This is a genomic window from Bradyrhizobium sp. B039 (assembly GCF_038965675.1).
GTDB lineage: Bacteria > Pseudomonadota > Alphaproteobacteria > Rhizobiales > Xanthobacteraceae > Bradyrhizobium > Bradyrhizobium diazoefficiens.
In genome coordinates, this window is record NZ_CP152416.1 from 4,056,237 (window position 1) to 4,070,130 (window position 13,894).

Sequence of the window (13,894 nt, forward strand, 5' to 3'; positions counted from 1 at the left end):
CGAGCCCGGAATCCATTTCTCCCAGGACTCTTGCGGCACAATGGATTCCGGGCTCGATGCTCCGGGCCGCGCTTGCGCGGTCCCGTGGCATCACCCCGGAATGACGGAGCGCGTTTTTTATCCCAGCCGCTGGTCGCGCACGTCCTGCGTATCCTCCGTCGCTGCCTTCACGGCGGCCTTGGCCGCGCCCTTGCCGGCGCCCTTGCGGCTCGCGATTTCGGTCGCCTTGCGGCCGGAGATCTCGTGGCCGGCGTCGGCGGGCATCTGCCAGAAGAACCAGCTCGACGCCGCCGAGGTCAGCGCGACCACGACGAAGGCCGGCGCGAACACGGTGGCGTTGAGCTCGCTGACATGGCTGAGCCACATCGTCGTCTCGACGGACGCTGCGCCGACGGCGACGCCGGCGGAGACCGCAAGCTGCTGGTTGACGCTGACGAGCGTGGTGGCGCGGCTCATCTGCCCAGTCTCGACCTCGGCATAGGCCACCGTGTTGATCGCGGTGAACTCGAGCGAGCGGAAGAAGCCGCCGACCACCAGGATCACCATGATGATCAGCAACGGCGTCGTCACCGTGAACAGCGCGCAGACGCCGAGAAAGAACGCGCTGACGATCGCGTTCACCGTCATCAGATTGCGGAAGCCGAAGGTGCGGATGATGCGTGCCGCCAGCGTCTTCATGCCCATGGCGCCGAGCGAGGAAGCAAACGTGACGAGGCCCGAATGGAACGGCGACAGGCCGAAGCCGATCTGCATCAGGAGCGGCAGCAGGAACGGCAGCGCGCCGATGCCGAGGCGGAACAGGAAGCCGCCGAGCACGGCCGCACGCAGCGTCGGCAAGGTCAGCAGCGAGAAGTCCAGCACCGGCGATCCCGTGCGCCGGGCATGAATGACATAGAGCGTCATCGAGATCGCGCCGCCGGCGATCAGCGCGGCGACCGTGCTCCAGGGCAGCAGGTTGAGGCCGGCCACCGACAGGCCGAAGGCGATGCCGGCGAGCCCGATCCCCGCGAGCACCATGCCGTAGAGGTCGAACGGCTCGCGTTCCTCGCTCTTGATGGGATCGATGAAGCGCAAGGCCATGAAGATGCCGAGCAGCCCGATCGGGATGTTGATCAGGAAGATCCAGTGCCAGGACGCGTAGGTCGTGATGAAACCACCGAGCGGCGGGCCGATCACAGGGCCTATGAGGGCAGGGACCGTCACCCAGGCCATCGCATTGACCAGCGCGCTCTTGTCCACCGAGCGCAGCAGCACGAGGCGCCCGACCGGCGTCATCATCGCCCCGCCCATGCCCTGGAGGATGCGCGCGAACACGAAATCCGTGACCGAGGTCGAGAGCGCGCAGCCGACCGAGCCGACCATGAAGACGCCGACCGCGATCGCGAACACCATCCGCGCGCCGAACCGGTCCGCGGTCCAGCCGCTCGCCGGGATGAACACCGCGAGCGACAGCAGATAGGAGGTGATCGCGAGCTTCAGCGTCAGCGGGCTGGTGCCGATGTCGGCCGCGATCGCCGGCAGCGAGGTGGCGATCACCGTCGAGTCCATGTTCTCCATAAAGAGAGCAGTGGCCACGATCAGCGGAATGACGCGTTGCTTGTCGACCATGACGGATTGGTAACGAAAATCGGAAGGAAGGGCGAGGCTTGCGGCTTAACACCGCCGCCCGGCGGCGACCATTGCGGATCAACGCATGGCACCTAAATCCTGGGTAATAACCATGTGACCCTCGACGGCGGTTGCACTCGCTCCCTCGTCATTCCGGGGCGCGCCCTTGGTCGCGCCCCGGAATGACGAGGGGTCGCCGCCGCCCGGCTATCCCCGCTGAATTTGGGTAAAAAGCCTGTGCATGGCTGGCCAGCGGCTCGATTTGCTTTGATTCGTCACGCGGCCGTGCTATCGACCCGCGTCAACCCCACCGATGGGCTCCGATTCTCCGGCGATGCCGCAAGGTACGCCGAGGGCGGCGCTCATCCATAGCTATTTGCGGCAGGGCCGCAGGAAGGAGTTGGCAGATGGCCACGGTGCAAGTTCAAGGCATCCGCGAAGCCCTTACGTTCGACGACGTGCTGTTGAAGCCAGGCCTCTCGGACGTCATGCCGGGCGAGGTCGACATCCGCTCCCGCGTCACCCGCGCCATTCCGCTCAACATCCCGATCATGGCCTCCGCCATGGACACCGTCACCGAGGCCCGCATGGCGATCGCCATGGCGCAGGCCGGCGGCCTCGGCGTCATCCACCGCAATTTCGACCCCGAAGGGCAGGCCGCCCAGGTACGCCAGGTCAAGCGCTACGAGTCGGGCATGGTGGTGAACCCGCTCACCATCAGCCCCGAGGCGACGCTCGACGATGCGCTCAAGCTGATGAGCGATCACGGCATCTCCGGCATTCCCGTCGTCACCGGCGCGGGCAAGTCCACGCCGGGCAAGCTGGTCGGCATCCTCACCAACCGCGACGTGCGGTTCGCCACCGACCGCCGGCAAAAAGTCTCCGAGCTGATGACGCATGAAGGCCTCGTCACGGTGCGCGAGAATGTCAGCCAGGACGAGGCGCGGCGGATGCTGCACCAGCATCGCATCGAGAAATTGCTCGTGGTCGACGAGCAATATCGCTGCGTCGGCCTCGTCACCGTGAAGGACATGGAAAAGGCGGTCGCCCATCCGCTCGCCTGCAAGGATGCGCAGGGCCGCCTTCGCGTTGCCGCCGCCACCACCGTCGGCGACACCGGCTTCGAGCGCACCGAGCGGCTGATCGACGCCGGCGTCGACCTCGTCGTCGTCGACACCGCGCACGGCCATTCCCGTCACGTGCTGCACGCAGTGAACCGCATCAAGCGTCTGTCCAACTCTGTGCAGGTCGTCGCCGGCAACGTCGCGACCTCCGAAGGCGCGCAGGCGCTGATCGATGCTGGCGCGGACTGCATCAAGGTCGGCATCGGCCCCGGCTCGATCTGCACCACCCGCATCGTCGCCGGCGTCGGCGTTCCCCAGCTCACCGCGATCATGGATGCGGTGGAGGCTGCAAAGAAGGCCGACATTCCCGTCATCGCCGATGGCGGCATCAAGTTCTCCGGCGACCTCGCCAAGGCACTCGCCGCCGGTGCCGACATCGCCATGGTCGGCTCGCTGCTCGCCGGCACCGACGAGACGCCCGGCGAAGTCTTCCTGTGGCAGGGCCGTTCCTACAAGGCTTATCGTGGCATGGGCTCGGTCGGCGCAATGGCGCGCGGCTCGGCGGACCGATATTTCCAGCAGGACATCAAGGACACGCTCAAGCTCGTGCCTGAAGGCATCGAGGGCCAGGTACCCTACAAGGGCGCGGTCGGCCACGTCATGCACCAGCTCGCCGGCGGCCTGCGCGCCGCGATGGGCTATGTCGGCGCAAAGGACATGAAGGAGCTGCACGACAAGGCGCAGTTCGTCCGCATCACCGGTGCAGGCCTGCGCGAAAGCCACGTCCACGACGTCACGATCACCCGCGAGAGCCCGAACTATCCGGGCGGGGGTTAGTCGCCTCTGCCGTCATTCCGGGGGCGCGAAGGCAACCCGGAATCTCGAGATTCCGGGTTCGATGCTTCGCATCGCCCCGGAATGACAATGAGTGGTTTGCGCGCTCGCCTCAATGACGGTGTCATTCCCCGCGAATGCGGGGAATCCAGTACGCCGCGGCTTCTCGGTTCAATCACAGCCGCCCCTGGACTACTGGATCGCCCGCTTTCGCGATGACAGCGAATGTGGGATTTGCTTCATTCCCACCTACCTCCTAAATGACTGCAACAAGCATTCAGGAGGAAGCCATGATGTCCCAAGCAAAACGCATCGTTCTCGCCGCGCGTCCCGTCGGCGAACCCAAGCCGTCCGATTTCCGCATTGAGGAATTCGCTGTCCCGACACCGGGGCAGGGCGAAGTCCTGCTGCGCACGATCTGGCTGTCGCTCGATCCCTATATGCGCGGCCGCATGAGTGACGGTCCGTCCTATGCCGCGCCGGTGCCGATCGACGGCGTGATGGAGGGCGAGGCGGTCAGCGAGGTCGCGGCGTCCAACAACCCGGACTTCGCCAAAGGCGACATCGTGCGAGCCCGTACCGGATGGCAGACGCACGCGATCTCCAGCGGCAAGGGCCTGATCAAGGTGGATCCCAAGCTCGGTCCGATCTCGACCTCGATCGGCGTGCTCGGCATGCCCGGCATGACCGCCTATACCGGCCTGCTCGACATCGGCAAGCCGCAGGAAGGCGAGACTGTCGTCGTCGCCGGTGCCTCCGGTGCAGTCGGCTCCGCCGTCGGCCAGATCGCCAAGATCAAGGGCGCGCGGGCGGTTGGAATTGCGGGCGGCAAGGACAAATGCGACTACGTGGTGAGGGAGCTCGGCTTCGATGCCTGCATTGATCACCGCGATCCCGATCTTGCGGCCAAGCTGAAGGACGCCTGCCCGAAGGGGATCGACGTCTATTTCGAGAATGTCGGCGGCGCCGTGTTCGAAGCGGTGTTCCCGCTGCTCAATCCGTTCGCGCGCGTGCCGGTCTGCGGCCTGATCGCCCATTACAACGACACCGAGGCCAAGCCGCCGAAATGGGCCGCCAGCATGATGCGCGCGACCCTGACCAAGCGGCTGACCTTCCGCGGCTTCATCGTCTCCGACTTCGCCGCGCGCCATGGCGACTTCCTGCGCGACATGTCCACCTGGGTCCGCGACGGCAAGGTGAAATACAAGGAGTTCGTCACCGAGGGCCTGGAGAGCGCCCCCGGTGCCTTCATGGGGCTCCTGAAGGGCGCCAATTTCGGCAAGCAGCTGGTGCGGGTCGGGCAAGATAAGGCCTGATAGCGAGGGCCTGGTTGCGCCGCCGACGCCCTCCGGGCGGTGGATGGTTAAGAAAGAGTCACCAAAAGGTCACACCCGGCCCGCAAAAGCCGCAGGTGTGACCGCCGGTTCATTGACCGGCGAGCGAAGGCATTGAATCATCGCGCATATTTTGGGTGTTGCGATGTTAGAGATCAGTGTTTTCTGCGTAATCCTTTTGGCCGCCGGCTATTGGACGACCATGTTCGTCATGGGCCGCCGCGACGACGTCATCCATGGCAAGTTCGTTCATGCCGAGGACGAGGGCGATTTGACCCGGCCCGCGATGCCGACACCGCCGCCGTTCCCGAAGCGTCCGCTCAAAGCTGCGCAGCCCGCCGGCGTCCAGTCCGCCAACGTACAGCCCGAGATGGCCGAGGCGAGGCCGGTGAACAGCGCAGCGCTGGAATCCTTGCTGGCTGCGATCCAGCAGGACCTCAAGAGCGTCGCGTAAGCCGCAATCCTCAGACGCTGCCGCGCTCGATCAGGGACAGGTCGACGGCGAGCCGCTGTTCGGCAAGCTGCGTGCCCGACAGGCGCGCCAGCAGCAGTTCGGCCGCGATGCGCCCCACGGCCGCCGCATCGAACGAGATGGTGGTGAGGCCGGGCGTGATCTGATCGGCGACGTCGTTGTCGCCGAAGCCGAGCACGGCGAGATCGCGCGGCACCGACAGGCCGCGCGCGCGGGCCTCGATCAGCGCGCCGGTCGCGAGCAGATCGTTGGCGCAGAACACGGCATCGACGCGGTCGCCGCGATCGAGCAGGGCGGTGAAGGCGGCGCGGCCGTCTATGAGGCCTGTGATCTCGCCAACGCCGATCTCGTGGACGATCTCGAGGCCGAGCTGCGCCGCTGCCGCGCGAAAACCGTCGCGGCGCAGCGCGCCGCGGCCGCTGCTGCGGCCGATGAAAGCGACGCGGCGATGTCCGGCCTCAGCCAGCCTGCGCGCCGCCATCGCACCGGCATCCGCATTGGGCAGGCCGACCAGCATGTCGATGGGATCGCGCGGAAAGGCCCAGGTCTCGATCACGGGAATGCCGAGCTCCGCAAGCGCGGCGCGATTTTCCTCGAGTTCGATCACGCCGGTGAACATCACCGCGGCGGGGCGGATGCCGCGCAGCGACTGGATCATCGCGACTTCCTTGACATAGGAGTAGGAGGTCTGGCCGACGAGCACCTCGAATCCTTCCGGCTCGAGCGTGGCCGCGAAGCTGCGCACGGCGAGCCCGAACTGCTGGCTGAGGATGTTGGAGACGAAGGCGACGACCACGTTCGAGCGGCCCGAGCGCAGCGCGCGCGCATGCGGGTTGGAGGCGTATCCGGTTGCCTCGATCACTTCGAGGATGCGCTCGCGGGTCTTTCGATTGACCTTCTGGGGGTGGCGCAGCACCCGCGACACCGTGATCGGCGATACCCCGGCGCGCTCCGCCACCTCCGCGATGCGCGGCGGCCGTCCGGTCGCGCTGGCGCGGCCGGGCGGCGCCGGAATGCGCACCACGTCGTCATAGCTCGGCTTTGCCGGATCGGTCATCGAATCCCGAGGGTAGTCGAAGTCGCTATCGTCTCCAAAGCTCAGCGCGCTGGCAGCTCGTCGCGCGACAGCGCCCGGCCGACCTGGACCAGGCAGTCGCCGCTCTGGCTGTCGGTGTGCAGGCGCTGCGAGATCACGATGCCATCGGCCGGGAAGCGCAACACTTCCTCCGGCAGCTCCGGCCGCTCGAAATCATGATACCAGCCGGCGACGTCGCCGGCCGCAACGCGCGCGCCGACCATGACGGCGGGCTCGAACCAGCCGCGCCGTGTCGCGAACACCGCCTGCGCATGGCTTTGCAGCGCCAGCAACTCGGTGGCACGCTCGACCGGCGCGTGCGGCCCCAGCACCGGGGCCTGGACGATGCCGAGCGCGAGCAGCAGCCGGTCGACGGCGCGCGCGGTGAACGCCATCGTCTGCGGCGTGACGGTGCCGCCGCCGCCGAACTCGCCTGACAGTCCGATCGCGCCGGCGCGCGCGGCCGCCGCCATCGAGGTCGGCGCAGCGGCGCCGTTCTCGGCGACGAAGGCGAAGGGCATCCCTAATCCTTCCATCAGGCGCAGTGCCTGGCCGAACATCTCGGGCGGTCCCTGCCGCTCGATCAGGGCGCAGGGCACGTGCGCCATCGACGTGCCGCCGGAATGGATGTCGAAGACGACGTCATGGCGCGGAAACAGCTCGTGCTCGAGGAAGTGCGCGAGGCGGAACGTCGGCGTGCCCCCGGCATCGCCCGGGAAGGCGCGGTTGAGATTGCCCTCGTCGAGCGGCGAGCGCCGTCGCGCCGCCATCACGGCAGGAAGATTGGCGAAGGGCAGGATGGTGATCTCGCCCTTGACCGCCTTGGCATCGAGCCGGCGATACAGCCGCGTCAGCGTGATCTCGCCCTCGTATTCGTCGCCGTGATTGCCGGCCATCAAGAGAAGTTTTGGGCCGGCGCCGTTCTTGATCCGGAAGATCGGGATCTTGAGCTGGAAGTAGGGCGATCGATCGATCGAGAAGGGAATGCCTAGATGGCCGGACCATTTCTGGTCCTTCTCGAAATCGATCTCGTGGAAAAGTCCGGTATGCATGGGATGCCCTGAGGGCCGCGTCGTCGCCGAAGCCGGCCGAAGGTTGAAGGAAGAGCGCCGCGTTTACAGCAAGGCGACCGCGGTCATCTCGACGCGCAAATCGGGATCGGCGAGACGGGCTTCGACGCAGGCGCGCGCCGGCGGATTGGCCGGATCGATCCAGGAATCGTAGACCGAGTTCATGGTGTCGAAGTCGGTGATATGCGGCAGGAAGACGTTGACCGCGATCAGCTTGGAGCGGTCGGTGCCGGCTTCCTTGAGCAGCGCGTCGATCTTGGCGAGCACCTGCTGCGTCTGCGACACGATGCCGGCCTTGCGGTCGTCCGCAACTTGACCTGCGATATGCACCATGCCGCCGGCGGCGACGGCCTGGCTCATGCGCGAGCCGACGACGTAACGTTTGATCATCTCGAAGTCTCCTTGTGAAAAGCGGCTCCCGCGCGGGCGCGGGAGCCGCTTTTGAACTTACAGCGTCGGCAGCGACTGCTCTTCCCTAAACCATTTCAGCTGAAGTGCGCCGAGCTTGCCGTTGAGCTTGTTGAAGAAGATATCGGTGTTGATCCAGTTGAGCAGGTTCTGCTCGCCCTGGCGCACGCCGACATGGGCCGGCGACTGGCGGATCAGGAATTTCAACTCGACCTCCTTGGTCGGGTTCTGGTCCTGCACCTTCAGCGCAATGGCGCTGTTCTCGGCGAAGGTGTCGGCCTGTCCGGCGAGGAATGCGGCGAGCGCGGCCGGGGTGTCCTCGAAGCGCACCAGCTTCACCTTCGGTGCGTTGTCGGTGAGCCAGACGTCGAGCGTCGAGCCCTTGGCCACCGCAACGCTGCGGCCGTCGAGATTGTCGGGCTTCTTGCCGGTCGCGGCGGGCAGCGACTTCGCGCCGTAGACGCCGAGATTCACCACCGCATAGGGCTGCGAGAACATCACCTGCTGGGCGCGCTCGGGCGTGGCGCCGAGGCCCGCGATCAGCATGTCGATCTTGTCGGAGAGCAGGCTCGGGATGCGCGCGGCGCCGGTCACCGGCACGAGCTCGAGCTTCACGCCCATGTCGGCGGCGATCAGCCGGGCGAGATCGGCATCTAAGCCCGCGATCTCACCCTTGTCGTCCTTGAAGCCCCAGGGCGCGGCATCGGTCAGGATGCCGACGCGCAGCTTGCCGGAGCCGAGCACATCCTGCAGCTTGTCGGCGTGTGCGAGGTTCGGCGCGGCGAGCACTGCGAGTGCCGTGGCTGCGATCGCAAAGAGGGATTTCAGTTGTCTCATGACTCTCTCCTGGTGGCGGATGGCTGGATGATCATTTCGCGGAGGCGATGAAGCTGGCGAGCTCGGGGGTCTCAGGGTTGGCGAACAGTTTTGCCGGCGGCCCCTGTTCCCAGACGCGGCCTTGGTGCATGAAGACGATGCGGTTGGCGACGTTGCGGGCAAAGCCCATCTCGTGGGTGACCAGGATCATGGTCATGCCTTGCTTCGCCATCGCCTCCATCACCTTAAGCACCTCGCCGACGAGTTCAGGATCGAGCGCGGAGGTCACCTCGTCGAACAGCATGAGGTGAGGCGCCATGGCGAGGCAGCGCGCGATCGCGACGCGCTGCTGCTGGCCGCCGGAGAGCTGCTCGGGCCAGGCGTCGATCTTCTCGGCAAGGCCGACGCGGGTGAGCACGTCCTGGGCCAGCGTGCGTGCGCGGGCCTTGTCGATGCGGCCGGTGAGCAGCGGGGCCAGCGTGATGTTGCGCTCGACCTTCAGATGCGGAAACAGGTTGAAGGCCTGGAACACGATGCCGACGCGCTGACGGAATTTCTTGAGGTCGGGCATCTTCGTATGGACCCGCTCGCCCTCGACGCGGATCTCGCCGGAATCGACGCTCTCCAGCGCATTGATGCAGCGGAGCAGCGTCGACTTGCCCGAGCCCGAGCGGCCGATGATCGTGACGATCTCGCCTTCCTCGACGTCGAGCGAGACGCCCTTGAGCACCTCGACCTTGCCGAATGTCTTGTGCACGTCGCGGATTTCAACGAGAGCCATCGAGGCGGGCCTCCAGGGAGCGGGACCAAAGCGTGAGCGGCAGGCACAGCGCGAAATAGATCGCGGCGACCAGCGCGTAGGTGAGCAGCGGCTGGAACGTCGCCGCGCTCACCACTTGGCCTGCGCGGGCGAGCTCGACGAAGCCGAGGATCGAGGCGAGCGAGGTGCCCTTGATGAGCTGCACCAGGAAGCCGACGGTCGGCGGCAGCGACAGCCGCAGCGCCTGCGGCGCGATGATGTGGCGGAATTGCTGCCAGGCGGAGAGGCCGAGACAGGCGCCGGCCTCCCATTGCGCCTGCTTCACCGCCTCCAGACCGCCGCGCCAGATCTCGCCAAGGAAGGCGGCGGTGTAGAGCGTGTAGGCGACGGTCACGGCGACGAGCGCCGGCACCTGGATGCCCAAGAACACCGGCATGCCGAAATAGAAGAAGAACAGCAGCCCGAGCAGCGGCACGCTCTGGATCACCTGGATGCACGCCGCCATCGTCCAGCGCAAGCCGGCGAAGCGGCTGATGCGGCCCATGGCGAGCCCGAGCGCCAGCGGCGCGCCGAAGGCGAGCGCGAGCACGACCAGCGCGACGGTCCAGCGCAGCGCCGCGAACAGCGAGACGAAATCGATGAGGGTGAAGGATCGCATCGCTATCCCCTCAGCGCCGCCGCGGCCAGCGGAAGGCCGCCAAGCCGATGATGGCGAACAGCGCCTTGAACGACATCGCCATGGCGAAATAGACCGCGCAGATCACCGCATAGACCTCGAAGCTGCGGTAGGTGCGGCTCTCGATGAATCCTGCGACATGGAAGAGTTCGTCGGCGGCGACCTGCGAGGCGAGCGAGGTGCCGAGCAGCAGCAGCACGAACTGGCTGGTCACGGCCGGATAGGCGTTGCGCAGCGCCGGCGGCAGCAGGATGTGACGGAACACCTGCCAGCCCGATAGTCCAAGGCACTGGCCGGCCTCAATCTGGTTCTTCGGCACGGAGTCGAGGCCGGCGCGGATGATCTCGACCGAGTAGGCGCCGAAATACAGCGACAGCGCGACGGCAGCCGCCTCGAAGGCCGGCAGCTTCAGGCCGAAGTTCGGCAGCACGAAGAAGACGATGAAGATCTGGATCAGCGACGGCGTGTTGCGGAACAGCTCGATATAGCCGCGCACCAGCCAGCGCAGCGGCGTGATGCGGCCGTTCAGCGCGACCGCGCCGGCAACGCCGATCAGGAGCCCGGCCAGCGCCGCGATCACCGTCAGCTCGAGCGTGACGATGGCCCCGTCGATGAGCTCGTTCTGATAGCGCCAGAGCGGCAGGAAGTTCATTGCGTGCGCTCTCAGCCGAACTGGGTGGGGAGGGCGCGCGTGACCACACCATCGGCGTCGAGCCCGAGGATCACCCGCCAGCGGTCGAGGCAGGTGCAGGGATGCGAGATGCCGAAGGCGATGATGTCGCCGACGGCAAGGACGCTTTCGGGGGCGACGGACAGGAACGCATGCTGGTCGTTGAGGCGCGTGACCGTCAGCGCAGCGTCGAGCCCTTGCTGCTCGATGCCGTCGCGGAATACGCGCAACGGGACCGGCAGTCCCTGATCGAACGAGGCGTCGCGCATGCCGAAGCCGGCAATCGCAAGGCCTGTCTCGGGGCGCGACAAGACTTCGGCCCAGAGCGTCAGTGCAGGGCGAAAGCCTTCTACGGCGGAGTGGTGCAGACCGTCGATGAGGAGACCGCCGCGCCGATCTATTTCCGCGAAGGCGCGGGCGTAGATGCCGTGATCGGCGAAGAACAGCGCGCCGGAGCGCAGGATCACGCTGGCGTTGCCGTCAGCCTGCGCGCCAGGCGCCAGCGCGCGCGCGACGATGTCGAAAAAGGCCGAGCCGCCGGCACTGATGATCAGTGGCCGCTGCGGGGCGGCGGCGCGCACCAGCGCAAAAGTCTCGATGGTGCGCTCCATCAGTGCCGCGATCGCGCGCATCGTCTCGTCGGCATCGGGCGTTGCGGCTGCGCCCTCATAGGTCGCAACGCCGCCGAGCACGAGCCGGTCGACGGCGAGCACGGCTGCGATCGTCGCCTCGATGGCGGCGCGATCGCGCGCGCCGGCGCGGCCTGCGCCGAGCTCGACCAGCACGGACAATTCGCGGCGCTCCGCGATCCGTGCCGCTTCGGCGAGCGCGGCGACAGCGGCGGGTGAATCCGCGAAGGCGTGAAATTCGGCGTCGGGATAGGCGCTGAGCAGCGCGCCGAGCCGCCGACCGGCTGCCAGCCCGCCGATCTCGTTGGCCAGCAGCAGGCGCCGCTCGCCGCTCGCGAGCAGCACGGCGGCCTGCTGGACGTTGGCGACCGTCGTACCCCAGGCGCCGGCTGCGCGCAGCGAGCGGGCGAGCTCGGGCGACATCGGGGTCTTGGCGTGGGGCGCGACGCTGACGCCGGCGCTGGCGCACCATGTCAGGAAGAGGTCGCGGTTGGCCGCGAAGGCGGCTTCATCAAGGGTGAGGGCGGGCAGGGCAAGATCGCCGCGCGAAGGCGACCAGCGCTGGCCGCCGATGTCCTCAGTGGCTACGCCATCGACCAGGGGAATGCCCCGCGTGGTCGTCGAAAGGCGCTGGCTATCCCACCGGGACAAGAACTGCATTGTCGCTCCCTCAGCGGCCCTCGACCGCCGGAATGAACGATATGTCCGAATGACAACGTTGTCATTAACGGATTTTAGCCATCCACGGGCCAAGTTCAGTGCAAATAGGTATGAAAGTAGGGGTGAGTGCCGTCGGATTGGGCTAGTGCTCGCCGCCCATCTGGAGGAGGACTTCCTCGATATCGATGTCGATCTGGCCTGCCGCCCTGACGTGGCGGACCTCGAGGCTGTCGCCCCGGAAGCGGTACTCGACGAGGCCGGTCTCCTTGATCGCGATCCGGTCCTGGCGCTGGTCGTTGATCTTGAAGCCGACCGACGGCGCCCAGACGTGGCGCGTGTGGCGGAACGTGAAGTCGCGGCGCTGGTGCACGTGGCCGCTGGCGATGAGGCGCAGATCGACACGCGCAAACATCTCGATCAGCCGCGCCCGCGCCGGCTGCGGCACGTAGCGGATCGAGGTCTCCGGCGTCTCTGGATCGTCGGGCAGGTTGAGGAACACCGGCTTGTGCAGGAACAGCGCGACCGGCCTGCCATTGGTGCGTGCGATCTCCTGGGTTAGCCAGTCGAACTGCGCGGCCTCGAAGGCGAGCCCGGAATTCATCGCCAGCGTGTTGAGGCCGATGAAGCACCAGCCCGCCGCCTCGAACGACCAATGGTCCTCGCCGATGATGTCGCGGAATTGCTGGCGGTATGCCTCGCTGACCGGCGGCTTCGGCGCCGGCCCGATCGCGGTCGGATTGTCGCCGATGTCGTGATTGCCGGGGAGGTAACGGCAGGTCACGGGCAGGGCGTCGTGCAGGCCTTTGGCGAATACGACATCATCGCGGCTGGTCGGGCCGTCGAAGGAGACGTCGCCGGTGTTGACGACGAGATCGGGCCGGTCAGCGTCGATGTGCTCGCAGACGCGGTGGAAGTTGGCAAGGCCGGGAAAGCGCCGGCCGAGATGGGTGTCGGAAATCTGCGTCAGGCGAAATTCGGACATGGCGCCAGCATAGGCGTTGTCGCACGTCGGAACGATGACGCCGCGCGCATCATCCGCGATCGAACAATGTTTAAAGCACGCGATAGCGGATCATGTAGGCGTCCTGCGGCGCGATGCTGCCCGTCACCGGCGAGGCGATGCGGTCGGCGAGATGCCAGGGGCCGAACTGCTCGGAGCGATGCGGCTCGGCAGGAAGGCGGAGGCGGAATTCGAACGTGCCCTTGCCGGGCAGGTTCACCACCAGCACGCGGTCGGCGGTGCGGTGGTTGAGCGCCACCGCGCCGCGCAGCAGTGCGCGGCCGTCGGCGAGGTCGCGCACGCCGTCGACCAGCGCCAGCGTCTGGTTGCGGTCGGTATGCAGCTCGATCTGGGTGTCGGATACAGCCGTCAGCGTCTCCCTGGGCATGCGGATCTCGAACTCGACCGCAGGCTTGGACGGGTTGAGGCCGAGATAGGCGAGCGCAGCGTGGCGCACGTCGTAGGCGGCGAAGGCGAACAAGGCGACGGCGGCGAGCGTGGCGAGGCCATGCCTGACGACATCGCGCCAAGGGGAATAGCTCATCCGATAGCCCAGGCGGAAATACACCGTCATCGCCAGCGCGACCGCGAGCGCCATCGCGATACCTGACAGCGCCGACATCAGGATGCCGAGCCGGTCGCTGGCGGATTCGGCAAGGGGGCCGATCAGGCCGGAGAGGGTGTTCATGGCGGTCGCTCGCCTTGCGCCCCAAAGGGGACGAAATTGCTTTAACAATCGGTGGTTGGTCGCAAGAGCGGGAACACCGGTTCAACTCGCTGATTGTCAGCGTCAGAAGTCGCGGCTAATGACGGTCCGC

14 protein-coding genes are annotated in these 13,894 nt (G+C 66.7%); 3 read left to right on the top strand and 11 right to left on the bottom strand.

The genetic code is table 11. From position 1 onward, the window contains the following. Positions 1-117: 117 nt before the first annotated feature. Positions 118-1,608, bottom strand: coding sequence for an MFS transporter (locus AAFG50_RS18735; protein WP_011086748.1), 1,491 nt, complete (start codon positions 1,606-1,608; stop codon positions 118-120). Positions 1,609-2,015: 407 nt separating this feature from the next. On the opposite strand from AAFG50_RS18735, the gene guaB reads away from it, so the two are divergent. From guaB to AAFG50_RS18750, 3 genes are all read left to right on the top strand, one after another. Then, positions 2,016-3,509: an IMP dehydrogenase gene (guaB, locus tag AAFG50_RS18740; RefSeq protein WP_011086749.1), complete on the top strand. Its 1,494-nt coding sequence runs from the start codon at positions 2,016-2,018 to the stop codon at positions 3,507-3,509. 290 nt (positions 3,510-3,799) lie between these two features. Further along, a complete protein-coding gene (locus AAFG50_RS18745) occupies positions 3,800-4,822 on the top strand; it encodes an NADP-dependent oxidoreductase (RefSeq protein ID WP_162185863.1) in 1,023 nt (340 codons plus the stop codon). 163 nt (positions 4,823-4,985) lie between these two features. Continuing rightward, on the top strand, positions 4,986-5,294 hold the full coding sequence (locus AAFG50_RS18750) for a hypothetical protein (RefSeq protein ID WP_028170998.1): 309 nt from the start codon (positions 4,986-4,988) through the stop codon (positions 5,292-5,294). 10 nt (positions 5,295-5,304) lie between these two features. Here the strand turns inward: AAFG50_RS18750 and AAFG50_RS18755 are convergent, their stop codons facing one another. From AAFG50_RS18755 to AAFG50_RS18800, 10 genes are all read right to left on the bottom strand, one after another. Beyond that, complete coding sequence (locus tag AAFG50_RS18755; protein ID WP_028170999.1) at positions 5,305-6,369, bottom strand: LacI family DNA-binding transcriptional regulator; 1,065 nt, start codon at positions 6,367-6,369, stop codon at positions 5,305-5,307. Positions 6,370-6,410: 41 nt separating this feature from the next. Beyond that, complete coding sequence (locus AAFG50_RS18760) at positions 6,411-7,439, bottom strand: succinylglutamate desuccinylase/aspartoacylase family protein (protein WP_028171000.1); 1,029 nt, start codon at positions 7,437-7,439, stop codon at positions 6,411-6,413. Between the two features lie 63 nt (positions 7,440-7,502). Continuing rightward, positions 7,503-7,847, bottom strand: a complete 345-nt coding sequence (locus AAFG50_RS18765; RefSeq protein WP_011086753.1) for a RidA family protein — start codon at positions 7,845-7,847, stop codon at positions 7,503-7,505. A 57-nt stretch (positions 7,848-7,904) separates the two neighbouring features. Continuing rightward, on the bottom strand, positions 7,905-8,702 hold the full coding sequence (locus tag AAFG50_RS18770) for a transporter substrate-binding domain-containing protein (RefSeq protein WP_028171001.1): 798 nt from the start codon (positions 8,700-8,702) through the stop codon (positions 7,905-7,907). A gap of 31 nt (positions 8,703-8,733) precedes the next feature. After that, positions 8,734-9,462, bottom strand: a complete 729-nt coding sequence (locus tag AAFG50_RS18775) for an amino acid ABC transporter ATP-binding protein (protein WP_028171002.1) — start codon at positions 9,460-9,462, stop codon at positions 8,734-8,736. Continuing rightward, entirely contained in the window at positions 9,449-10,099 is a 651-nt protein-coding gene (locus AAFG50_RS18780; protein ID WP_028171003.1) for an amino acid ABC transporter permease, read from the bottom strand. The genes AAFG50_RS18775 and AAFG50_RS18780 overlap by 14 nt, the downstream gene beginning before the upstream one ends. Before the next feature lie 10 nt (positions 10,100-10,109). Further along, a complete protein-coding gene (locus AAFG50_RS18785) occupies positions 10,110-10,769 on the bottom strand; it encodes an amino acid ABC transporter permease (RefSeq protein ID WP_028171004.1) in 660 nt (219 codons plus the stop codon). A gap of 11 nt (positions 10,770-10,780) precedes the next feature. After that, positions 10,781-12,076 (bottom strand): amino acid deaminase, encoded by a 1,296-nt coding sequence (locus tag AAFG50_RS18790; RefSeq protein WP_028171005.1) that lies wholly within the window; start codon positions 12,074-12,076, stop codon positions 10,781-10,783. Positions 12,077-12,218: 142 nt separating this feature from the next. Then, positions 12,219-13,058, bottom strand: coding sequence for a metallophosphoesterase (locus AAFG50_RS18795; protein WP_028171006.1), 840 nt, complete (start codon positions 13,056-13,058; stop codon positions 12,219-12,221). A 70-nt stretch (positions 13,059-13,128) separates the two neighbouring features. After that, the gene (locus tag AAFG50_RS18800) at positions 13,129-13,764 is read right to left on the bottom strand and encodes a hypothetical protein (RefSeq protein WP_028171007.1); all 636 of its coding nucleotides are present in this window, start codon (positions 13,762-13,764) and stop codon (positions 13,129-13,131) included. Between the last annotated feature and the right edge of the window lie 130 nt (positions 13,765-13,894).